This is a genomic window from Spirillospora sp. NPDC048823 (assembly GCF_043198445.1).
Classification (GTDB): domain Bacteria; phylum Actinomycetota; class Actinomycetes; order Streptosporangiales; family Streptosporangiaceae; genus Spirillospora.
Map to the genome: position 1 here is coordinate 77,708 of NZ_JBICUT010000023.1, position 20,507 is coordinate 98,214.

The 20,507-nt window shown below is 70.9% G+C and carries 22 protein-coding genes; 9 read left to right on the forward strand and 13 right to left on the reverse strand.

Features of this window, described 5'->3' with window-relative positions:
• Nucleotides 1-43: 43 nt before the first annotated feature.
• The 3 genes from ACGFK0_RS35290 to ACGFK0_RS35300 all read right to left on the reverse strand — a co-directional run bounded on the left by ACGFK0_RS35290 (nucleotide 44) and on the right by ACGFK0_RS35300 (nucleotide 2,888).
• Nucleotides 44-1,183 (reverse strand): hypothetical protein, encoded by a 1,140-nt coding sequence (locus tag ACGFK0_RS35290; protein ID WP_392912860.1) that lies wholly within the window; start codon nucleotides 1,181-1,183, stop codon nucleotides 44-46.
• 59 nt (nucleotides 1,184-1,242) lie between these two features.
• Nucleotides 1,243-1,845 (reverse strand): DJ-1/PfpI family protein, encoded by a 603-nt coding sequence (locus ACGFK0_RS35295; protein ID WP_392912861.1) that lies wholly within the window; start codon nucleotides 1,843-1,845, stop codon nucleotides 1,243-1,245.
• Nucleotides 1,846-2,369: 524 nt separating this feature from the next.
• Entirely contained in the window at nucleotides 2,370-2,888 is a 519-nt protein-coding gene (locus tag ACGFK0_RS35300; RefSeq protein WP_392912862.1) for an ATP-binding protein, read from the reverse strand.
• A gap of 333 nt (nucleotides 2,889-3,221) precedes the next feature.
• Here ACGFK0_RS35300 and ACGFK0_RS35305 point away from each other — a divergent pair, with 333 nt between their 5' ends.
• The 4 genes from ACGFK0_RS35305 (at nucleotide 3,222) to ACGFK0_RS35320 (ending at nucleotide 6,556) form a co-directional block, all read left to right on the forward strand.
• Nucleotides 3,222-4,619, forward strand: a complete 1,398-nt coding sequence (locus ACGFK0_RS35305) for a sensor histidine kinase (protein ID WP_392912863.1) — start codon at nucleotides 3,222-3,224, stop codon at nucleotides 4,617-4,619.
• Nucleotides 4,620-4,762: 143 nt separating this feature from the next.
• The gene (locus tag ACGFK0_RS35310) at nucleotides 4,763-5,632 is read left to right on the forward strand and encodes an arylamine N-acetyltransferase (RefSeq protein WP_392912864.1); all 870 of its coding nucleotides are present in this window, start codon (nucleotides 4,763-4,765) and stop codon (nucleotides 5,630-5,632) included.
• 78 nt (nucleotides 5,633-5,710) lie between these two features.
• Nucleotides 5,711-6,262 carry a hemerythrin domain-containing protein gene (locus ACGFK0_RS35315; protein ID WP_392912865.1) on the forward strand — a complete coding sequence of 184 codons (552 nt, stop codon included), beginning with the start codon at nucleotides 5,711-5,713 and terminating at the stop codon, nucleotides 6,260-6,262.
• 75 nt (nucleotides 6,263-6,337) lie between these two features.
• The gene (locus tag ACGFK0_RS35320) at nucleotides 6,338-6,556 is read left to right on the forward strand and encodes a hypothetical protein (protein WP_392912866.1); all 219 of its coding nucleotides are present in this window, start codon (nucleotides 6,338-6,340) and stop codon (nucleotides 6,554-6,556) included.
• Nucleotides 6,557-6,663: 107 nt separating this feature from the next.
• Here ACGFK0_RS35320 and ACGFK0_RS35325 read toward each other — a convergent pair whose 3' ends face one another.
• The gene (locus ACGFK0_RS35325; RefSeq protein ID WP_392912867.1) at nucleotides 6,664-7,020 is read right to left on the reverse strand and encodes a DUF3140 domain-containing protein; all 357 of its coding nucleotides are present in this window, start codon (nucleotides 7,018-7,020) and stop codon (nucleotides 6,664-6,666) included.
• A gap of 150 nt (nucleotides 7,021-7,170) precedes the next feature.
• Here ACGFK0_RS35325 and ACGFK0_RS35330 point away from each other — a divergent pair, with 150 nt between their 5' ends.
• Complete coding sequence (locus tag ACGFK0_RS35330) at nucleotides 7,171-8,004, forward strand: phosphoribosylaminoimidazolesuccinocarboxamide synthase (protein ID WP_392912868.1); 834 nt, start codon at nucleotides 7,171-7,173, stop codon at nucleotides 8,002-8,004.
• Nucleotides 8,005-8,020: 16 nt separating this feature from the next.
• Here the strand turns inward: ACGFK0_RS35330 and ACGFK0_RS35335 are convergent, their stop codons facing one another.
• The 5 genes from ACGFK0_RS35335 to ACGFK0_RS35355 form a co-directional block, all read right to left on the reverse strand.
• Nucleotides 8,021-8,410 carry a YccF domain-containing protein gene (locus tag ACGFK0_RS35335; protein ID WP_392912869.1) on the reverse strand — a complete coding sequence of 130 codons (390 nt, stop codon included), beginning with the start codon at nucleotides 8,408-8,410 and terminating at the stop codon, nucleotides 8,021-8,023.
• Between the two features lie 70 nt (nucleotides 8,411-8,480).
• Nucleotides 8,481-8,795 (reverse strand): thioredoxin, encoded by a 315-nt coding sequence (trxA, locus tag ACGFK0_RS35340; RefSeq protein ID WP_392912870.1) that lies wholly within the window; start codon nucleotides 8,793-8,795, stop codon nucleotides 8,481-8,483.
• On the reverse strand, nucleotides 8,677-9,171 hold the full coding sequence (locus ACGFK0_RS35345; RefSeq protein WP_392912871.1) for a MerR family transcriptional regulator: 495 nt from the start codon (nucleotides 9,169-9,171) through the stop codon (nucleotides 8,677-8,679). Before ACGFK0_RS35345 ends, trxA begins: the two co-directional genes overlap by 119 nt.
• Before the next feature lie 116 nt (nucleotides 9,172-9,287).
• Entirely contained in the window at nucleotides 9,288-10,640 is a 1,353-nt protein-coding gene (locus ACGFK0_RS35350) for a carbohydrate-binding protein (protein ID WP_392912872.1), read from the reverse strand.
• Between the two features lie 509 nt (nucleotides 10,641-11,149).
• Entirely contained in the window at nucleotides 11,150-12,199 is a 1,050-nt protein-coding gene (locus tag ACGFK0_RS35355) for a nitronate monooxygenase (RefSeq protein WP_392912873.1), read from the reverse strand.
• Between ACGFK0_RS35355 and ACGFK0_RS35360 the strand changes: the two genes are divergently transcribed.
• Complete coding sequence (locus ACGFK0_RS35360) at nucleotides 12,168-13,145, forward strand: NAD(P)-dependent oxidoreductase (protein WP_392912875.1); 978 nt, start codon at nucleotides 12,168-12,170, stop codon at nucleotides 13,143-13,145. The two genes, ACGFK0_RS35355 and ACGFK0_RS35360, sit on opposite strands and share 32 nt — an antisense overlap.
• On the opposite strand, the gene ACGFK0_RS35365 is transcribed toward ACGFK0_RS35360, so the two are convergent.
• The 3 genes from ACGFK0_RS35365 to ACGFK0_RS35375 form a co-directional block, all read right to left on the reverse strand.
• Nucleotides 13,142-14,236 carry an NAD(P)-dependent alcohol dehydrogenase gene (locus tag ACGFK0_RS35365; RefSeq protein WP_392912876.1) on the reverse strand — a complete coding sequence of 365 codons (1,095 nt, stop codon included), beginning with the start codon at nucleotides 14,234-14,236 and terminating at the stop codon, nucleotides 13,142-13,144. The two genes, ACGFK0_RS35360 and ACGFK0_RS35365, sit on opposite strands and share 4 nt — an antisense overlap.
• 10 nt (nucleotides 14,237-14,246) lie before the next feature.
• Nucleotides 14,247-15,494 (reverse strand): cytochrome P450, encoded by a 1,248-nt coding sequence (locus ACGFK0_RS35370; RefSeq protein ID WP_392912878.1) that lies wholly within the window; start codon nucleotides 15,492-15,494, stop codon nucleotides 14,247-14,249.
• 117 nt (nucleotides 15,495-15,611) lie between these two features.
• Entirely contained in the window at nucleotides 15,612-17,378 is a 1,767-nt protein-coding gene (locus tag ACGFK0_RS35375) for an acyl-CoA dehydrogenase family protein (protein ID WP_392912879.1), read from the reverse strand.
• Nucleotides 17,379-17,469: 91 nt separating this feature from the next.
• Here ACGFK0_RS35375 and ACGFK0_RS35380 point away from each other — a divergent pair, with 91 nt between their 5' ends.
• A complete protein-coding gene (locus tag ACGFK0_RS35380; protein ID WP_392912880.1) occupies nucleotides 17,470-18,201 on the forward strand; it encodes a PaaX family transcriptional regulator C-terminal domain-containing protein in 732 nt (243 codons plus the stop codon).
• Between the two features lie 16 nt (nucleotides 18,202-18,217).
• On the opposite strand, the gene ACGFK0_RS35385 is transcribed toward ACGFK0_RS35380, so the two are convergent.
• Nucleotides 18,218-18,886 (reverse strand): lysophospholipid acyltransferase family protein, encoded by a 669-nt coding sequence (locus ACGFK0_RS35385; protein ID WP_392912881.1) that lies wholly within the window; start codon nucleotides 18,884-18,886, stop codon nucleotides 18,218-18,220.
• 187 nt (nucleotides 18,887-19,073) lie between these two features.
• Between ACGFK0_RS35385 and ACGFK0_RS35390 the strand changes: the two genes are divergently transcribed.
• Together ACGFK0_RS35390 and ACGFK0_RS35395 are read left to right on the forward strand one after the other, a co-directional pair.
• Nucleotides 19,074-19,745 carry a TetR/AcrR family transcriptional regulator gene (locus ACGFK0_RS35390; protein WP_392912882.1) on the forward strand — a complete coding sequence of 224 codons (672 nt, stop codon included), beginning with the start codon at nucleotides 19,074-19,076 and terminating at the stop codon, nucleotides 19,743-19,745.
• A 21-nt stretch (nucleotides 19,746-19,766) separates the two neighbouring features.
• Nucleotides 19,767-20,426 (forward strand): DNA-binding response regulator, encoded by a 660-nt coding sequence (locus ACGFK0_RS35395; protein WP_392912883.1) that lies wholly within the window; start codon nucleotides 19,767-19,769, stop codon nucleotides 20,424-20,426.
• Nucleotides 20,427-20,507 lie beyond the last annotated feature (81 nt).

Consider the following 20,507-nt stretch of genomic DNA (forward strand, 5'->3'; position numbering starts at 1 on the left):
GTGGTTCGTGTCGGCCCGTGGTCTCAGCATGGCGGACGCGGCGCTAGCGGACGCGCTCGCCGCCGCCCTCGGGCACCAGAAGGCGTTCGTATTCGTGCAGGACGCGGGCGAACTCGCCCGTCGGTATCTCGCAGGCGTGCCCGGGCAGCCACAGATGCTCCAGGCGGACGGTCTGGACGTCCAGCCGCAGATGGCAGGCGTTGCCCGTGTGCTCCCAGCCCGGACGCGCCGCGCGGACGACGTCCAGATGGTGCCGGTGGCTCTGGACGTCATGGAGCAGGAACGCGGCCAGGACGTGGCGTGGCCCGTACACCGACGAGGTGAACCCGCTCGCGGCCGACGCGGCCGACTGCAGATCGACACCGGAATCAGCCAGTTCCGGGAAGAACACCCGCACGTGTTGCACGACTCCCCCGACCGCGATCGGCTGGCAGGGGAGGCGTAGGACCGCGTCCGAATCGATGTAGCCATGTACGGGGACGCCCGCGACGTATCCGCACCACGCTCCTGGAACGGCCGTGAGGAACCGGGCCTGCGTCAGGGCGTTGCCCAGTTCCGTCATGAGCCGTTCTGGGTCGATGCCACGCGGCATGAACGTTTTGGTGCCTCCGCGCAGCCGCGTTCCCGTCTCGTCCAGGACGGCGAGGTCCGCCCAGCACGCACCTGAGCCGGTTTCCAGGACGCCGTGCGGAAGGCAGGCGTCCGGGTGCGGGGTGAGACCGGCCATGTCCTCAAGGACGGCGCGCGGAGTCTGGATAAGGCCCCAGCCCTGCGTCCGGTGTGAGACGGAGCCGAGGGCGAGCGAGGTGGCCACCGGCTCACGAGACCGCGCCTCGCCCAGCGTGCGTTCGAGGCTGCGGCGGTTCCGCAGTGCGCCGACCTCCCGGAGGTACTCGTCCAGGCACCGCCGCAGGACGGCCGGGTCGAGGTCGCACGACGCCCACCCGCCGATGTCGCGCACGTGGACGATCGCCCCGTCGAAGTCGAGGCGGTGGTAGCGGTAGAGCTCCTCCCATGGCTCGAACCGGTCACCGCGCAGCCGTCCCTGGGCGCGGACGATCGCCGGTATATCCTCGCCGAGATCGTTGAGGAGGAAGTCGCGCAACGGGGCGTGCAGGGGGTCGGTCTCCACCGCCACCCGCACCCCGTCGCTGCGGAACCGCACCGGGAGCGATATCGCCACTCGGGTGATTATGCCGATAAGCGAAGATCATCACCGGTTTGGCGGAATGTTCGATCCGATCAGATCGGTTCGTCGGCCAGATACGGCGGGGCGGGCTCGTACTGGATGTACCGGCGCACCGACCGTGCGTGATCCCGGCCGTGGATACGCCCGATCAGCCAGAGGGCCATGTCGATCCCCGCCGAGACGCCCTGGCTGGTCACGAGGTTGCCGTCCACGACGTAGCGCGCGTCCCGGACGACGGTCACGTCACCGCGCGCCTCCAGGGTGTCCTCCGACGCCCAGTGGGTCGCGACCCTCCGCCCCTTGGCCGGGCCTGCCGCGTGCAGGAGGATCGAGCCGGTGCACACGCTCGTCACCCAGTCGGCCTGTTCGGCGACCTTCGCTATCCATCCCGTGACGGACGTGTTGGACGGTTGCGTCTCCCTGGCACCGCGCCCACCGGGGACCAGAAGCACATCCAGCTTCGGGTGGTCGTCCAAGACGTGATCTGGCACGACCCGCAGCCCCTTGGCGCAGCGCACAGGCTCGGGCCGCTCGGCGACCAGTACCGCCCTGTCGTCTTCCGCGCGCAACATCGCCGACGCCGTGAACACCTCCCACGGACCGACGAAGTCCAGCTCCTCCGCGTCCTCGAAGACCAGCAACCCGTACGTCGTCATGCGTACTCCCCGTTCATCACAACGGTCTCCGTCACCGGATCCGGCGGTCGTGTGCCGACGCGCAGGCTTCAGGTTCCTCGCGACCGGGTCATGACGTCAACGACGGCCGTCACACCCGGCACGCCACCGGCGGCCGCCATTCATCCGCCGAAATTAATGGGTTGACAGCATCGAAGAGCTGTGGCTAACTCTTACGCATGAAGCTTTGATACTTCTCCGGTCGAGCCGCCCGTCGGCAATGTCCCCGGGCCCGCTCCCGTCACTCGGCACCACCGTCGCACCCGTATCAAACCGGCTGTGACCTGTGCCGTATTACCGTACATCCCTTTTCATCGGCCCCCCATGGCCGAATTCAAACGTGCCCGGAGGTATTCACTTCATGCGTGCCATAAACAACCCCGAAGCCAATCCTTCCAGCAAGTCCAAGAGGAAGGGAAAGCGGAAGAACACCGACTTCAGGTCGGTGAAATTCGCGAACGGCGCGAACAACCGGCGCAATGCCCGTCAGCTGCCCACCCGGCAGCTCAACCGGGGCCGCTGAGCGGCGCCCGGCCCTGACCCTGGCCCCGGTCCCGGTCCCGGTCCCGCTTCTCGGCGGCCGGGGCCGGGAACTCCGCCCACACCACCGTCCGGGCACCTTCGATCCGGAAACCCCAGCGGGACGCGAGCGCCTCCACGATCCGCATCCCCCGCCCGCTCTCCGCGCCCACCTCCTCCTTCACGTGCGGCCGCTGCCCCGTCGCCCCGTCGTCGGCGACCTCCAGCCGGAACACCCCGTCCCCGGCCCACAGGACGAGTGTCACCTCCCCACCCTCCAGGCCCGACGCGGTATGCGTGATCGCATTCGCGACCGTCTCGCTCGCCACCGTGACCATGTCGTCCAGCACCGTGTCGTCCAGCACCGTGTCGTCCACCATCACGCCGTCCGGGCCGCGACGGCCGCCCGCGACCTCCCGGACGAAACTCCGGGCACACCCGACGGACCGCCGCACCCCCGGCAACGTGACCTCACCGATCACCGCGCGGGCCCCCGCCTCGTCCACGGCCCCGCCTCCCCGCCGCCGGGAACGGCCGGCCGCGAGGCCCGCTTCTCCGGCACCGGCCCGACCTGTAGCTCGCAACCCGTCCTCGACGCCCACCGAGACGGCTCCCTTCGCGTCCGGAAAGTCGCCCGTCACCCTCGCTGTACGGCCCGGAACCCGGCTACCGTTCACGCCCCGGCGAACGTTTCCCCAGATCGCGCAGCCCGCCCACGGCGAGGACGGCACGTCCGAGGCGCCAGGTGCGGCAGAGACCGGTGAGACGGCCACTTACCCTGAGATAAGGACAGTTACTCTGGGTATTTGATCGACGATCCGGGATTCGGGGGAACGGCTGTGACTACGGAGTGGCGAGAAGGTGTCCGCAGTTGGTGGGCCCGGCTGCTCTTCTCGGTGCGGGGGCGCGCGACGGTCATCACCGTGGCGGTGTCGGCGCTGATCCTGGCACTGGCGTTCATCCTGCTGATGGTGCTCGCGCGGGACTGGGCGGAGAACCGGGTCTGGCGGACGTCGGAACGCACCGTCGAGCGGATCGTTTACGACATCGTCCTGGAGAAGGACGGCCAGATCCTCGCCACCCGGCCGGGCGAGACGTCGCTGGTGCAGATCGTGAACCCGGAGGGCCGGGTGGTGGCGGCCACACCCGCGCTCCGCGGACGCCGGGCGCTGGCCAGATCGGAGGTGACGGCGGGCAAGCTGCTCGTCGACGGCCGATACTGCCCGGACTTCCTGGACGAATGCGTCTGGGTCTTCGGTCTGCGGGTACGGGAGTCGCGGTGGGGGCCGGGTGTGATGGTCATCGCGGCGACGCCGCTGCCGGGTCTGCTGAACCTGGTGGTGCTGCCGCTGTCCATCGCGCTGGTGGCGGCGGGGCTCCTCGCCCTCATCGCCTGGTGGACGTGGCACACGATCGGGCGGGTGTTCGTCCCGGTCGACCAGATCCGGGCGGGGATGGCGGCGTTCAGCGCCAAGGGCCTCGGCCACCGGGTACCCGTCCCGCAGAACGGCGGCGAGATCCAGTCCCTCGCCGAGACCGTCAACACCACGCTCGCACAACTGGAGGAGGCGAGGGTCCGGGAGCGCCGCTTCATCTCGGACGCCTCCCACGACCTGCGGAACCCGATCGCCGGGCTGCAGATGCAACTGGAACTCGCGCTGGACGAACCTGACGGCGGCGACTGGAAGCCGATGGTCCGCTCGGCGCTGTACGACACGCAGCGGCTCAACGACATCATCATCGACCTGCTGGAGCTGTCCCGGCTCGACGCCCGCGCCCCGGCCGCGGCCGAGTCGATCGACCTCGCCGGCCTCGCCCGCCGGGAGGTCGAACGCCGCCACTCCCGCGTCCCGATCGAGACGCGGCTGGAACGCGACGTGATCGTACGGGCGAACCCGGTGCGGCTGACCCGGGTCCTGAACAACCTGCTGAGCAACGCCGAACGGCACGCCGAGTCGCGCATCGAGGTGACCGTCGCGCGGACCGGCGCCGACGCCGTCCTCCAAGTGCTGGACGATGGAGCCGGCGTCCCGGAGGAGTCCAGGGAACGGGTCTTCGAGCGGTTCGCCCGGCTTTCGGCGTCGCGCACCCGCGACCCGGAGGGCACCGGCCTCGGCCTGCCCATCGCCCGCGAGATCGCCGAGATCTACGGCGGCTCCCTCCGCATCGCCGACAGCCCCCGTGGCGCCCGCTTCGTCCTCCGCCTCCCCCTCGCCGCCTGGCACGCGACCCCGTAGCCGTACGCGCCCCGCGGCCGTACGCGCCCCGCGGTCGTGCACCCGGCGGGGCCACCGGAGGCCGCCACCAGGCCGACCGGGAGGATTCGGGTGGTCTCCGGTGTTGGCACCGGCATGAGCGCGGCCCGAGGCGAGAGGAAATCATGACCGAGGATCTCGGATACGGGTGGCAGGGCGACCTCATCGACCTGCCCGCCTATCTGAAGCGGATCGGCCACGACGGCGACCTGGACCCCACGGACGGGACGCTGCGCGCCCTGCACCGCGCCCACACCACGACCATCCCGTTCGAGAACCTTGAGATCATGTTGGGCCGGCCGGTCGACCTGGCGCTGGACGCCGTCCAGGCGAAGCTCGTGGAACGTCCGCGCGGCGGCTACTGCTTCGAGCACAACCGGCTGTTCGCGGCGGTCCTGGAGAGGCTGGGGTACGAGGTCACCGCGCTGTCCGCACGGGTGACGCTGGGGGCGCGCGGCACCCGCCCGTCCACGCACGCGCTGCTGCACGTCCGTCCGCCGGGCCGGTCGCGCGACGAGCCGGCCTGGCTGTGCGACGTCGGTTTCGGCGCCGGGCCGCTGGAGCCGCTGCTGTTCCGCGACGGCGAGGAGGTCGAGCAGGACGGCTGGGGCTTCCGGCTCCGGAAAGGACGGACCGTCACCACCTGGAGCCCCGGCACGGTCGGCTGGGAACTGCACCAGCGCGGCCCGGACGGATGGGTCCAGCGCCACACGTTCGCCATGAACGAGACGTTCCGCATCGACTTCGAGGTGCTCAACCACTACGTCTCGACCAGCCCGCGTTCGCCGTTCACGGCGCGTCCGTTCACGCAGAAGTTCTCGTCCGACGCCCTCCACGTCCTGGACGGGACGAACCTGACCACCACCCGCCCCGACGGCACGACCGAGACCCGCGCGTTCACCCCGGAGGAACTGCCCGAGGCTCTGGCGACCTACTTCGACATCGTTCTGGAAGCCGAGGACGTGCCCCGCCTCATCCGGTACCTGCGCCGCTGAACCCGCCGATGGTTGAAGCCCACCCCTCGGGTACCGCCCAGCCAGGGAACACCGGCTGATACCAGGAGGAGGATGACCATGGCACAACCTGCCGAGAACGTCGTCGACCTGCTGCTCTCGCAGCACGAGGAGATCCGCAGCCTCGCGGCGACCGTGGAGAACACCAGCGGCGAAACCCGCAGGGTCGCCTTCGACCGGCTCCGCGAACTGCTCGCCGTCCACGAGACCGCCGAGGAAGAGGTGGTCCACCCGTTCGCCCGCCGCGCCATCGACGACGGCTCCCACATCGTGGACGAGCGGCTGGAGGAGGAGAACGAGGCCAAGGGCGCCCTGTCGCGGCTGGAGAAGCTCGACCCCGACTCGGCGCAGTTCCAGGAGATGTTCGCCGACTTCCACAAGGACCTGGAGGCGCACGCCTCGCACGAGGAGAAGGAAGAGTTCCCGCGCCTGCGCCGGGAGGCCACGGACGAGCAGATGCGCGGCATGGCCAAGGCCGTCCGCGCCGCCGAGGCGGTCGCCCCGACGCATCCCCACCAGGGCGTGGAGTCGCCCACCAAGAACATCATGGCCGGTCCCGTGGCGGCCGTCGTCGACCGTGTCCGCGACGCCATCGGCAAGGCCCGCCGCTGAACACGCCCGCGGCGGCCCGCCCGGGAGCGGGCCGTCCGGCCGGCCCGTCCGGCTGGCCACGACGAAGGAGGGATGATGGGCGAACACCGAAACCACGTGCCCCAGAACCACGGGCGGAAGAACGACCAGGACAAACCGCTCGCCGACCGTCGCGCCGAAGGGAACGCCCCGCAGGAGGACGACCACGACTTCGCGGACGAGCACACCCCGGGCCCCACCGACCCGCCGATCGCCGAAGCCGAGACCCCCGGCGGCGAGGACGACGGCTACACCTCCCAGACGGAGATCCCCTGACAGTCGGCGGACCCGGTGCCCTCCTCCCGACCCGCCCCCCAAGCAAGCCCCGTCCGCTCCGACCGCCGGATCTCGGGCTGCTGCGGGTTCGGCATGATCTTCGCCTCCTATGCGCTGGACGGTTGGGGACGCAGCGGGTCGTGCCCCACGCTCATGAGCGCGTGACGCCACTCCTCGTCCCGTTCCGCATTCTGCGGGCGGTTCTCCAGCCGGTCCTCCACGTAGTCCACGACCTCCTGCATCACCTCGGCGTCGCCGTCGGTCAGGTCGACCTTCCGCTTGCGCAGCACGTCCACCACGCGGGCGCCGAGCTCGGAGACCCCCGGGCTCGGACCCGCCGGGAAGGCCTCCTCACCCGAGGCGTCGGTGAGCAGCCACGTCCGCAGCTCGTCGGAGGTCATGTTGACGAGCCGGTGGAAGTCCTCCCAGGCCAGCTCCGCCTCAGCCGGAATGCGATCGTTCATCGGTAACTCCCTGTCGGCCGTTCACGGCCGCCGTACCCGAGTCCCGGCTCCCCATTCACCTCGCCGCGGGCGGCCGGGGCCCGGTGTGCCAGACTCCTGCGGGCAGGACCTCCGAGGTCGGCCGGACGGATCGCGAGCAGAGGGAGCACCATGGAACTCGTCCACTCGGGCAAGGTCAGGGACGTCTATGCGGACGGGGACGAACTGATCCTCGTCGCGTCCGACCGGGTGAGCGTGTACGACGTCGTCCTGCCGACGCAGATCCCCGACAAGGGGAAGATTCTCACGCAGCTCTCCCTCTGGTGGTTCGAGCAGCTCGCCGACATCATCCCGAACCACATCGTGTCCGCGACCGACGTGCCCGGTGAGTGGGCGGGACGCGCCGTCCGCTGCCGCCGCCTCACCATGCTCCCCGTGGAGTGGATCGCCCGCGGCTACCTCGCCGGCCTGGGTCTCAAGGAGTACGAGAAGACCGGCACCGTCTCCGGGATCCCGCTGCCGGACGGCCTGGTCGAGGCGTCCAGGCTGCCCGAGCCGATCTTCACCCCGACGACCAAGGCCACCGAGGGCCACGACGAGTTCATCACCTATGACGACGTGGTGAACGAGATCGGCGACGACACCGCCACCCGCCTCCGCGAAATCACGCTGGAGATCTACAGGCGCGGCGCCGCCATCGCCGCCGAGCGCGGCATCATCATCGCCGACACCAAACTGGAGTTCGGACGCGCCGCCGACGGCACCCTCACCCTCGGCGACGAAGTTCTGACCTCGGACTCCTCGCGTTTCTGGCCTGCCGGGCAGTGGCAGCCAGGCCGGCCCCAGCACGCGCTGGACAAGCAGTTCGTCCGCGACTGGAGCAGCACCCTCGACTGGGACCGCACCCCTCCCGGCCCCGCCATCCCCCAGGAAGTCGTGGACGCCACCCGCGCCCGCTACATCGACGTCTACGAACGCCTCACCGGCCGCCCCTGGACCTCCTGAGGAGCCCCGACGGCCCTCAGAAGGCGGAGCGGTCGCCGCTCGCCACGATCTCCCGCCCCAGCGGGGCCAGCGAGACCGGGATCAGCTTGAAGTTGGCGATGCCGAACGGGATGCCGATGATCGTGAGGCAGAGCAGGACGCCGGTGACGATGTGCCCGAGGGCGAGCCACCACCCGGCGACGATGATCCAGATGACGTTCCCCACGAGCGAGCCCAGGCCCGCGTCCCGCCTGGGTACGGTCGTCCGGCCGAAGGGCCACAGCGCGAACCCCGCGATGCGGAACGAGGCGATGCCGAACGGGATCGTGATGATCAGGACGCAGCAGACGATCCCGGCGATCACATAACTCACCGCCAGCCAGAACCCCGCCAGCACCAGCCACAGGACGTTCAACAGAGTGCGCACAAGAGCCTCCCGACGGCAGCATAGATCGTCCCGCCGGTGAACGTCCGGCGGACGAGCCGCCGGTGGGACGTCAGAAGTGGCCGTCCAGGTCGGCGAGGAGGCGCCGTTTCGGCTTCGCGCCGATGATCTGGCGGACGACCTCGCCGTCGCGGTAGAGGTTGAGCGTGGGGAACCCCATGACGCCGTACCGCGCCACGATCTCCGGGTGGTCGTCGCCGTTGAGTTTGGCGACGGTCAGGCGGTCGCCGTGCTCCGCCTCGATCTCCTCAAGGATCGGCGCGATCATTTTGCAGGGCGGGCACCAGTCCGCCCAGAATTCGACCAGTACCGGCTTGCCGGCGTGGAGCACCCGCTCGTCGAAGTTCTCGGTCGTCAGCGTGATCATTCGTTTCCTCCGGTGACAGGGCACAGCCGGGGCAGGCACGCGCCAGTTGACCGGCCACGTCGGCACGGTGGCGGATCAGGGTGCGGATCTCGGCGTCGATCTCGGCGAGCCTGCGCTGGTAGACGGCGACCGATTCGGGGCACGCGGCGCCGTCGGAATGACCGGCGCGCAGACAGTCCACGAACGGGCGCGTGTCGTCCAGCGTGAAACCGGACGCCAGCAGCGAGCGGATCTCCATGACGAGCCGCACGTCGGCCTCCTCGTACTGCCGGTAGCCGTTGGCCGCGCGCCGCGCCGGGAGCAGCCCCTGCTCCTCGTAGTAGCGCAGCGTGCGGGTGCTCACCCCCGCCCGCGCCGCAAGTTCCCCGATCCGCATCCGGGCCCCTCCTCGCTTCATGGCCGCTTGCGACCGTAACCCTTCACACCGGCGTCAAGGTCAAGCCCGGTCGGGGACGGGGCCCGGCGAAACCGCGCCGGGCCCGTCCCGTCCGGTCAGCGGCCCTGGAGCGCGCGGACGTTGTCGCCGAACGTCCAGCCCTTCGACCCGTCCCAGTTGACGGACCAGGTCATCAGACCCTTCAACCGTCCGTCGTAGTGGTTCCATGCCTGCGCGACCAGGCCCGTCGGCATGTGGCCGCCGCCGGCGCCCGGCTGCGCGGGCAGGCCCGGCACCTGCTTGTCGTAAGGCACCCGGATGGTGGTGCCCTGGATGACGAGGCCGTCGTTCAGGCAGTCGGTCTGCGCGACGAAGCCCTCGACCGTCCCGGCGGGGTAGGAGTCGCCGGAGCAGCCGTACATGCTGCCGTTGTAGTACTGCATGTTGAGCCACCAGAGCCGGCCGTTGTCCGCGTACTTCTTGATGATCGGCAGGTAGGCGCCCCAGATCGAGCCGTAGACGACGCTGCCGCCGGTCACGTAGGCGGTCTCGGGCGCCATCGTGAGCCCGAAGCCGGACGGCATCCGCGCGAGCACGCCGTCGATGATGCGGATCAGGTTGGCCTGCGACGCGGACAGGCTGTCGATGTCGCCGCTGCCCGTCAGGCCCGTCTCGATGTCGATGTCGATCCCGTCGAAGTTGTACCTCTTCAGGATGGGCACGACCGTCTCGACGAACCGGTCCGCGACGGCGCTGGAGCCGAGGTCGATGCCGGCCGTCGCACCGCCGATCGACATCAGGATGGTGGCGCCGGCCGCCTTGGCCGCACACATCTCCGCCGGTGTGGCGACCTGCACCGTCCGGTCCATGCCGTCCTCCCACAGGACGGTGCCGTCCGAGCGGATGACGGGGAACGCCGCGTTGATCACGTTGTAGCCGTGCTGCCCGATCACGGGGTTGTCGATCGGGGTCCAGCCGAACGGCGGGTGGACGCCGTTGGACGCGCCGTCCCAGTTCTCCCAGTAGCCCTGCAGCACCTTGCCGGCGGGCTTCGGCTTCACCGGGCAGGTCTCATCACCGGTGGGCGGCGTCGTCGGCGGGGTGGTCGGCGGGGTGGTCGGCGGCGTCGTGGGCGGCGTGGTCGGCGGGGTGGTGGGCGGTTGCGAGCCGTCACAGGCGCCCAGGTCGCGCCACAGCGTCGGTGTGGCCGCCGGGTTCCAGCCGGTGCCCGGGTACGCGGTGTGGGCGACGATGGCCTCGTACCCTCGGCCGCTGTAGGCGACCTTGTCACCCACCGCGTAACTGCCGCCTTCGGCCCAGGCCGGGAAGGTGCAGGCGACGAGGGACACGGGTCGGGCGGACGACGGCGCGGACAACACGACCACGGCGCCGAGCGACAGGACCAGCGCCACCAGCGCCGAGCCGAACGCGGCGACGGCCGCGGACCATCGCCTGTGCTTGGGGTTCATGAGTGCGACTCCTCCAGAACGGGGACAGAGGAGCCGGCGCAGAGCCAAACGAGTCCCGCGGACGAGACCCTCCCAGGCCGCAAGGCGCATAACCGGCGTGGACGCCAGTAGCAGCGTAACCGCTCCGGTCTAGACCGGGAAGGGTCAGGATCTCGCCGCACCAAGAGTCACGAACCGATGGCGGAGCGTCATGCGATGGTCAAGAATCACCTGATGATCAGCCACTGAGATCCCGCATCGGGAGTGGAGTCGCCCTGATCGGCCTCACGAGGCCCAGAAAAGCCGATGGGGAGCGGCCCTTTCGGGCGGCTCCCCTGCCTAAGCGTGGCTCCACCATAAGCGATACCCAACGTGACCGCAAGCGACACAGAGGAAGCAGGGAATGGTCGGACAGGACGAACTTCTCAAGGCACGCATCTGCGAACTCCTGGAGTCATGGCAGCCATGGCAGCGACGCCTCTGGGACGGCTGGCCTCTCCATGAGCTCCTCGAAGCCTGATGGGGCCGGCTCAGTCGTGGTGTCCTCGACGGGGCGGGCGTCCGGTGAGGCGGGCGACGAGGTGGGCGGCGGGGAAGTCGGTGGCCGACCGGAAGGACTCGCCGGCCCACAGGTTGACGCCTTCCGGGTCGCCTTGGGCGATGGACGCCTTGCGCAGGGGTGAGGTCACGTAATGGACGTCGGGGTAGGCGGCCGGTGCGTGCGCCGAGTGTTCGGTGAGGAACCGGTTGACGAGGCCGCGGGCGGGCCGTCCGCTGAACGCTCTGGTCATCGCGGTGGAGGTGAAGCGGGGGTCGGCCAGCGCCGCCTTGTGAACGGGGTTCGCGCCGCTCTCCGGGCAGCGGACGAATGCCGTCCCGAGCTGGGCGGCGACGGCGCCGAGGTCCAGTATCTCCGCGACGTCGGATGCGGTGGCGAGGCCGCCGGCGGCGATCAGGGGTTGCGCGGTGATGGCCCGGACGTCCTGGAGGAGGGTCCGCAGCGGCACGGGTTCGCCGGACGTGTTGGTGAACGAGCCGCGGTGTCCGCCGGCCTCGGAGCCTTGGAGGCAGAGTGCGTCGGCGGCGGAGGCCCGGCGGGCTTCGCCGGTGGTGGTGACGGTGACGATCACGACGGTGCCGCGCTTCTGGAAGGCGTCGATGACGGCCGGGTCGGGGCAGCCGAAGGTGAAGCTCACGTAGGGCGGCGGGTCGTCCAGCAGGTCGGCGACCTTGGCGTCGTAGGCGTCGTCGCGGGCGGACGGGGTGCCCGGGGAGACGCCGAGGCGTTCGGCTTCGGGGGCCAGGCGGTCGCGGTAGGCGGCGACGGCGGCCGGGGCGATGTCGTCGAGTGACGGCATGAAGACGTTCATCCCGAACGGGCGGGACGTGAGCCGCCGTGTCGCGGTGATGTCCGCGCGCATGGCCTCGGCGGTCTTGTAGCCGGCGGCGAGGAAGCCGAGGCCGCCCGCGTCCGACACGGCGGCGGCCAGCTCGGGAGTCGAGGGTCCGCCCGCCATCGGCGCCTGGACGATCGGGAGTTCCGGCCACATGACGCTCACCCTCGTCTCCGCATGCGCCATGATCGGCACGATAGCCCGGTGGACGGAAGGGGGCGGCATGCGGGTGCTGCTGCACTACGACATGGACCACGAAGAGGCCGGCCTGGACGTCGTGAGCTGTTCGGAGCAGGACGACGAGCGGTTCGCGGAACTGCTGCCCGACACCGAGGTCATCTGGCATGTGCTGCGTCCCCTCACGGCCGCCGACATGGACCGGGCGCCGGAGCTGAGGCTGATCCAGAAGCTCGGTACCGGGGTGAACACCATCGATCTGGACGCCGCCCGGGAGCGCGGGATCGCGGTGGCCAACATGCCCGGCCAGAACGCGCAGGCCGTCGCGGAGACGAGCCTGCTGCTGGCGCTGGCGACGCTGCGGAGGATCGTCCCGTTCGACGCGCGGACGCGCCGCGGTGAGGGCTGGCCCGCCGGCCGTTCCCTGGTCGGCGGTGAGCTGGCGGGACGGACGGTGGGGCTCCTCGGCGGCGGTCAGATCGCGAATCTGCTGCGCGGGATGCTGGAGGCGGTCGGCGCGACCGTCCTCTACACGTCCCGGAGCCCGCGCCCCGGCGACCCCGCCTGGCGGGAGCTGGACGACCTGCTGAGGTCGAGCGACGTCGTGTCGGTGCACGTTCCGCTGACCGGCGAGACCCGCCATCTGCTGGACGCGGAGCGGCTGGCGCTGCTCCCGGAGGGCGCGATCGTGGTGAACACGGCGCGCGGCGCGGTCATCGACGAGGCGGCGCTGGTGGAGGCGCTACGGTCGGGGCGTCTGGGCGGCGCCGGGCTGGACGTCTTCGAGGAGGAGCCGGTGGACGCGGGCAACCCGCTGCTCGCCCTGTCCAACGTCGTCGTGATGCCGCACGTGGCGTGGCTGACCGGGGAGACGTGGGACCGGTACTTCGCGGTCGCGGCGGAGAACTGCCGCCGCCTCATGCGGGGCGACGGCCTGCTCCACCGCGTCGTCTAGGGGATCAGCACCGGCTTGACGACCTTGCCGGACTGGGCGTCCGCCTCCGCCTGGTTGATCTGGTCGAGCGGGTAGGACGTGATGAGCCGGTCGAACGGGAACCGGCCCTGCCGCCACAGCTCGATCATCTTCGGGATGAAGGTCTGCGGGACGGCGTCGCCCTCGATGATGCCCTTGACCGTGCGTCCCATCAGCAGGAGGTTCGCGTCCAGGGTGTATTCGGCGGCGCCGACGCCGACGAGGCCGCAGACGCCGGTGGTGCGCAGCGACGTGACGGCCGTCGCGACGACCTCGGGGACGGCGGTGGTGTCGAATGAGTACTGGACGCCCTCGCCGCCGGAGATCGCCCGGATCTGCCCGGCGATGTCGTCGTCCGCGCCGTTCAGGACGTGGGTGGCGCCGAGTTCGCGGGCCAGGTCGAGCCGTGACTCGTGCAGGTCGACGGCGATGATCGTGGTGGCGCCGGCGACGCGCGCGGCCATCACGGCGGACAGGCCGACCGCGCCCGCCCCGAACACCGCGATGGAGTCCCCGGCGCCGACGCCGAGCGAGATCAGCACGGACGCGGCACCGGTCTGGACGCCGCAGCCGAGCGGCCCCAGCTGTTCGAGCGGGACGTCCCGGGTCACCGGCACGACGTTGTGGACGGTTCCGAGCGCGTGGCTCGCGAACGACGACTGCCCGAACCAGCGGGTGTGGACGGCCTCGCCGTCGCCGGTCGTCGCGCGGGGCGTCCCGTCGAGGGGGACGGCGAGCATGTTGAGCGCCATCATCTGCGGGCAGGCGCCGGGGACCGCGGCGCGGCAGTTGTCGCACACGCCGCACGAGTCGAACGACATGACCACGTGGTCGCCTTCGGTGAATCCGGTGACGCCGGGGCCGGTGGCCTCGACCACCCCGGAGCCCTCGTGGCCGAGGACGACGGGCTTGGTGACCAGGTCTCCCGGTATCCGCCCGAGCAGGTCGGTGTGGCACATGCCGGCGCCCGCGATCCGCACGAGGACCTCGCCGGGGCCGGGGTCGGCCAGGTCGAGGGATTCGATCGTGTAGGGCGCGTCTGCGGCGCGCAGCACCGCGGCGTTGATCTGCACCAGGGGTTCCTCAATCCAGGGAGTAGCGGACCGGCAGGCGCTTGAGGCCGCCGACGAACGTGGTGGCGGTGTTCTCCGGCGTCCCGGCGAGCCCGATCGAGCCGAGGCGGGGCAGCAGTTCCTCGAAGAACGCGCGGACCTCGATGCGGGCCAGCGCCGCGCCCAGGCAGTAGTGGACGCCGAACCCGAACGCCAGGTGCTTGTTCGGGTCTCGTCCGACGTCGAAGCGGAACGGGTCGTCGAAGACGTCCTCGTCCCGGTTCGCGGACGGATACGACAGCAGCACCGCGTCGCCTTCGCGGATCGTGACGCCGCGCAGCTCGTAGTCCTCGGTGGCGGTGCGCATGAACTCCTTGACGGGCGTGACCCAGCGGATCATCTCGTCCACGGCGAACGGCATCAGCTCCGGCTTCCCGCGGAGCCGGTCGAGCTGGTCCGGGTTCTCGATGAGGGCGTGCAGGCCGCCGGAGATCGTCGCGCTGGTCGTGTCGTGCCCGGCGGTCGCGACGATGACGTAGTAGGAGGCGGTGTCGAAGTCGTTCAGGGGCTCGCCGTCGATGCGCGCATTGGCGATCGCGGACGCGAGGTCGTCCGTGGGGTTCTTGCGGCGCGCCTCCGTCAGCTCCTGGAAGTAGGCGAAGAAGTCGAGGAGGACCTGGAGTTTCTCCTCGTTGGACGCTCCGCGCTGGAACTCGTCGTCATCGCCGCCGAACAGCTCCTGCGTGAGCTTCAGCATGCGGTCGAAGTCGCTTTCGGGCAGGCCGAGCAGCGAGAGGATCACGTACAGCGGGAAATGGACGGCGACCTCCTGCGCGAAGTCGCATTCGCCGCCGAGGTCGACCATCCGGTCGACGTACCGTTTCGCCAGCTCTTTCACGCGCGGTTCGAGGGCCCGCATCGCGCGCGGCCGGAACCAGTCGGCGCCGATCGCCCGGATGACCCGGTGGTCGGGGTCGTCCATGTGGATCAGCGTGCGCAGCGCGATGCCCTGCTCCGCCCGCTCCCGGTTCATCTGGTCGAACTCGGCGGTCGCGAGCAGCGGACGCGGCGCGTTGAGGAACAGCTCATGGTTGCGTTCGACCTCGAGGACGTCCTCGTGCTTCGTGATCGCCCAGAACGGGTTGTAGCCGGGCGCGTCCACGAAGTGCACCGGCGATTCGCGGCGCAGCAGCGTGAGCGAATCGTGCAGGCGGCGGTCGTCCGCGTAGGCCTTCGGGTCGGCGAGGGCCAGGCCCGCCTCGTTCACGGTCAGCGTCATTGCTCGACTCCTCCGTCACGCGCTACTGGCAACGGGGCACGCGCTCTGGGCGGCGGGCCGTCCCAGAAACCTACGGGGCCGAATCTCGTTCGGTCAACGCTTTCCGCAGAGCGCCGCCTACTCGCGGCCGTCGATGAACGCGCCGTCGGCCAGATCCTTGAAGCGTTCGAGATCCTCGGCGGGGGCGTCGATCCCGCGCAGCGGCCCGGCGTCGGCGAGGTGGGTCCGGGCGTAGAGCCGCGCGACCAGCGCCTTGCGGTCGCCGCCCGAGTCCGCGCGCTCCCACCCGGCCTGCTCCAGCAGCAGCGCCGCCGCGTACACGTCGGCCATGTACTGGGCCAGCGGGAAGAGCCTCGCCTCGGCGACGGTCCTGTCCAGCCCGCGCCACTTCTCGATGGCCTGCCGGAGATGCCCGATGCGGTCGCCGACCAGCTCGGCGGTGGCGTCGTCGCCCTCGGGTGCCCGCCGGACGGCCTCGGTGAGCCGGTCGAGGAACGGCTCGTGCGCGTCCTGCCGCTCGACGGCGCGGCGCACGTCCAGGCACAGGACGTTGTCGCCGCCCTCCCAGATCGGGTTGACCTGCGCGTCCCGGAGGATCCGCGCCACCGGCCACTGCTCGATGTAGCCGTTCCCGCCGTGCACCTCGATGGCGTCGCTCGCGGCCGTCACACCCAGCCTGGCCGCCCTCAGCTTGATCAGCGCCGCGCCGATGCGCAGCCGCGGACGCCCCAGGTACCCGTCGAACACGAGCGCCTGGGCGGCCTCGGTCTCCACGATCAGCTCGGCGAGCTTGCGCCGCATCAGCGGCTGCTCGGCCAGCGGGGCACCGAACGCCTCCCGCGCCCGCGCGTAGCAGAGCGACTCGACCAGCGCCCTCCGCGCGCACCCGACGCCCATCATCGAGATGCCGAGTCGGGCGCCGTTCGTCAGCTCCATCATCCGGGCGAGGCCCTTGCCGTCGCCGCCCTGCCCGGCGCTCGACGCCGGGGCCAGCAGGAACGCCTCCGCGTCGGTGAACTCGATCTCCGCCGACGCCACCGACCGCGTGCCGAGCTTGTCCTTGAGCCGCCGGATCCTGACGCCGTTGCGCGTCCCGTCCCGCCGCTCCTTGAGGACGAGGAACGGCGCGATCCCCCGCACCCCGTCGGCGGCGCCCTCGGGCTTGGCCAGCACCACGAACGCCGAGCCGTTCGCGTTGGACGCGAACCACTTGAATCCGCTGAGCCGCCACGCGTCCCCCTCCCGGGACGCCGTCGACTCCAGCGCGCCCAGGTCGGAACCACCGGAACGCTCGGTGAGCATCTGCGCGGCCTCACCGGACATCTCCCCGGCCGCGAACAGTTCCCGGACCCGCGCCTTCACGTCCTCGGGCGCGAACATCTCCGTCAGGCCCACGACCATGTCGCCGCCCGTGCCCAGCGCGCACGCCATGCCGATGTCGGCCTGATCCAGCAGGTAGCTCCAGGCCACGCCCATGGGCGCGGGGTCGACGCCGTTCCGCTTCGCCTCCGCGACGAAGTCGGGCCGCGTGAAGGACGTCGCGACGATGTCCTTGCGCGCCGCCTCGAACGACGGCGGCATGACGACCTCGCTGACGTCGCGTCCCCACCGGTCGTACTTCTCCAGCCGCGGCGGGTTCCTGTCCGTCTCCTCGGCCCGCTCGGCGATCGGCCCGCCCATCAGCGCACCCATCTCCCGCAGCCTCGGCTCGGCCCAGCCGAACCCGTTCCCCAGGTGCCGGCGCATCAGGAACCGCAGCGTGGGGTCGCAGTCGTACCAGTTGAGGCCCGCGGCCCCCTGGTAACGCTCCGTCGCGTACCGGCGGGCCTTCTCCGCGCCGCCGAACGGGAGCCGGTCGAACGGCTCGATCAGATAGGACGCCATACCCCGGACGTTACACTTCTCCATCACGCGATGGAAGGCTGTAATCTCGGTCGAGCCGCCTCCGCGAACCCCGGTAAGGTCACCAGCAGAGATGAGAAGCCCGGAGATCCGCCCGCTCACGGCGCGCTCGGTGGTGCTGAGCACGCTGCTGGGCGTCCACCCTCCCCGGCTTCCCGCCCGCTACCTCGTCCGCGTCGGCGACCTGTTCGGCATCGCCGAGGGGACGGTCCGGGTCGCGCTCTCCCGCATGGTCGCCTCGGGCGACCTCGTCCAGTCCGGCGGCACCTACGCCCTCACCGAACGGCTCCTCGAACGCCAGGCCCGGCAGGACGAGAGTCTCCTCCCTCCGGCCGTCACCTGGGACGGCACCTGGGAGATCGCCGTCATCACCGCCGAACGCCGTCCCGCCGCCGACCGCGCCGCCCTGCGCCGGGCCATGTCCGCGCTCCGCCTCGCCGAACTCCGCGAAGGCACCTGGCTGCGCCCCGCCAACCTGACCCGCCCCCGCCCCGGCATCGTCGTCCGCCAGTGCACCTTCCTGTCCGGCCGCCCCGAAGAGGACCCCGCCGCCTTGGCCGCCACCCTCTGGGACCTCGATGCCTGGGCGGCCAAGGCGCGCACCCTCCACACCGCCCTGACCGAGGCGACCACGATCGCCGAACGCTTCACCCTCGCCGCCGCCGTCCTGCGCCACCTCCTGAACGACCCGCTCCTTCCCCCGCCCCTCGTTCCCTCCGACTGGCCGGGCCCGGACCTCCGCACCCACTACGAGCGTTTCGAGACCGACTTCGAGGAGCTCCTCACCAACCACGTCCTCACCTAGCGTCTGCGGTGGTTCGTCACTCTTCGTCGGCGCGGGGGTTGTAGGTGCCGGCCCATTCGCGGTCCGAGAGTTTGCAGATGGCGTCCATGACCTCGTCGGTGATGACGCGGCGGGCCCGGCCCGGCGGGAGGTCGCGGTAGCGGGTGAAGTCCATCGGCTCCCCGATGCGGATCGTGGGACGGACGCGGAGCCGCGGGCGCCACGTGCCGAGCGGGATGATGTGGTCGGTCTCCCCGATGGCCACGGGGATGACCTTGGCGCCGGAGGCCATGGCCAGCCAGGCGACGCCCGTGCGGCCCCGGTAGATGCGGCCGTCCGGGGAACGGCTGCCCTCCGGGTAGATGGCGACGCCGCCGCCCGCGTCCAGGACGGCCGCGATCTGCTCCAGTGCGCGGACGGCGGCACGGGTCGGGCCCCGCTTGACCGGGACGTTCCCCAGCGCGAAGAGGCCCCACCGGATCAGCCGCCCGAACCGGCCGGGCAGTTCGAAGTACTCCGACCTGGCCAGGTAGAAGAGGCGGCGGTGGACGACCGGTGACAGGGCGAAGCTGTCGGCGAACGACAGGTGGTTGCTCGCCAGGATGAACGGGCCCTCGGCAGGGATGTTGGCCTTGCCCTCCACCTTGGGGCGCAGCAGAAGCCGGAGCACGGTCCCAGCCGTGCGCGAGAAGACGCCGTAGATCACGCGGCCTCCTGCAAGTCGGTAGCGAGACCGAATCTAGGAAGCCTCCGGGTGGTGCGAATCCGCCAAGTGACCGGCGTCATGCCTCCGCCCGAGCCGGCCGCCTCGTGACGGATCCTCTGGGACGGGTCCACCGGAGCGTCCGGTGGACCCGTCCGGCACGATCTCTCATGAGACGAGGAGGTGGAAGGTGTCGATCAAGCCGGGGGACCCGGTGCGCCGGCGTCCCGGACGCCCGCCCAAGACGGAGGCCGGGGACACCAAGGCGGCGCTGGTCGAGGCGGCGCTGCGGCTCTTCGCGCAGAAGGGGTACGCGGGCACCTCGATCCGCGCGATCGCCCGCGAGGTCGGGCTCAGTGAGAGCGTGCTCTACGCACATTTCGCCAGCAAGCAGGACATCTTCGAGGCGGCCGTGGCCCAGCTCGGGCCGCAGGGCCTGATGTCCGGGCGGGAGGAACTGACCCAGGAGCTGATCGACGGCGACCCGGGCGCCGCCGTCCGCGCGCTGGTCGCGCACGTCCTCGACGCCTGGGACTCGCCGAGCGGACGGCTGTTCATCAGCCTGATGGTCCGGGACGGCCTGGTCCACACCGCCGACATGGGCCACACGATCACGCGGTCGATGTCGGAGATGGCGCCGCTCTTCCAGCACTGGATCGACACCGGCCGGATCGCGCCCGATCTCGGCCGTCCCGCCGATCTGGCCTGGGCGCTGTTCGGGCCGATCGGCCAAGCGCGGTTACTGTGGTTGCACGCCGATGCCGCGCCCGACGAACGGCAGGAGGCCCGGGAAAGGGCGCTGCGGCACACCGAACTGTTCGTCAGGGCGGTCTTCCGCGAGCGGGAGTCCCCGGACGGGTGATCGTGGAGGACGTGATCAGCGATGGCGGGCCTGGACGGTGACTTCTCCGGCGGACCGGTGGAGACGGTGCCCGGGGCGATCCGGATCCTGCTGGCCGAGGACGTCGCGCTCCTGCGCGGCGCGCTGATCGGCCTGCTCGACCTGGAGCCCGACCTGGAGGTCGTGGCGGAGATCGAGAGCGGCGACGCGATCGTGCGGGCGGCGCTGCGGCACCGGCCGGACGTCGCCGTGCTGGACGTCGACCTGCCCGGGGTGGACGGCGTCACCGCCGCCGCGGAACTGCACGAGCGGCTGCCGGAGTGCCGGGTGCTCATCCTGACCGGGCTCGGGCGTCCCGGTGACCTGCGGCGGGCGCTGGACGCGCACGCGAACGGCTTCGTCCTCAAGGACATGCCGCCCGCCGAACTGGCCGAGGCGATCCGCCGGGTCGCGGCGGGCGAGCAGGTGGTCGACCCGCAGCTCGCGCTGGTGGCGCTGCGGCAGCCCGAGAGCCCCCTCACGCCCCGGGAGGCGCAGGTACTGCGGCTGGCGGCCGAGGGCGCGGACGTCGACGACATCGCGCTGGCGCTCGGCCTGACGGTCGGCACCGTCCGCAACTATCTGGCGAACTGCATCACCAAGCTGAACGCGCGCAACCGGATCGACGCGGTGCGCATCGCCGGCGAGTTCGGCTGGGTGTGAGGCACCCCGGGCATGGCCGGATGTGGCCGCGTCCGGCGGGTGTGGCGACGATGTGAGAAACGCATGGCCGGACCCTCGGGC

Excerpts from the sequence above, each read along its gene's own strand:
- ACGFK0_RS35320 (WP_392912866.1), top strand. The coding sequence starts at position 6,338 with ATGGGCGAACACCGAAACCACGTGCCCCAGAACCACGGGCGGAAGAAC.
- ACGFK0_RS35395 (WP_392912883.1), top strand. The coding sequence starts at position 19,767 with ATGGCGGGCCTGGACGGTGACTTCTCCGGCGGACCGGTGGAGACGGTG.
- ACGFK0_RS35375 (WP_392912879.1), bottom strand. The coding sequence starts at position 17,378 with ATGGCGTCCTATCTGATCGAGCCGTTCGACCGGCTCCCGTTCGGCGGC.
- ACGFK0_RS35355 (WP_392912873.1), bottom strand. The coding sequence starts at position 12,199 with ATGGCGCATGCGGAGACGAGGGTGAGCGTCATGTGGCCGGAACTCCCG.
- trxA (WP_392912870.1), bottom strand. The coding sequence starts at position 8,795 with ATGATCACGCTGACGACCGAGAACTTCGACGAGCGGGTGCTCCACGCC.
- ACGFK0_RS35380 (WP_392912880.1), top strand. The coding sequence starts at position 17,470 with ATGAGAAGCCCGGAGATCCGCCCGCTCACGGCGCGCTCGGTGGTGCTG.
- ACGFK0_RS35295 (WP_392912861.1), bottom strand. The coding sequence starts at position 1,845 with ATGACGACGTACGGGTTGCTGGTCTTCGAGGACGCGGAGGAGCTGGAC.
- ACGFK0_RS35370 (WP_392912878.1), bottom strand. The coding sequence starts at position 15,494 with ATGACGCTGACCGTGAACGAGGCGGGCCTGGCCCTCGCCGACCCGAAG.
- ACGFK0_RS35315 (WP_392912865.1), top strand. The coding sequence starts at position 5,711 with ATGGCACAACCTGCCGAGAACGTCGTCGACCTGCTGCTCTCGCAGCAC.
- ACGFK0_RS35325 (WP_392912867.1), bottom strand. The coding sequence starts at position 7,020 with ATGAACGATCGCATTCCGGCTGAGGCGGAGCTGGCCTGGGAGGACTTC.
- ACGFK0_RS35310 (WP_392912864.1), top strand. The coding sequence starts at position 4,763 with ATGACCGAGGATCTCGGATACGGGTGGCAGGGCGACCTCATCGACCTG.
- ACGFK0_RS35350 (WP_392912872.1), bottom strand. The coding sequence starts at position 10,640 with ATGAACCCCAAGCACAGGCGATGGTCCGCGGCCGTCGCCGCGTTCGGC.
- ACGFK0_RS35360 (WP_392912875.1), top strand. The coding sequence starts at position 12,168 with ATGACGCTCACCCTCGTCTCCGCATGCGCCATGATCGGCACGATAGCC.
- ACGFK0_RS35345 (WP_392912871.1), bottom strand. The coding sequence starts at position 9,171 with ATGCGGATCGGGGAACTTGCGGCGCGGGCGGGGGTGAGCACCCGCACG.
- ACGFK0_RS35330 (WP_392912868.1), top strand. The coding sequence starts at position 7,171 with ATGGAACTCGTCCACTCGGGCAAGGTCAGGGACGTCTATGCGGACGGG.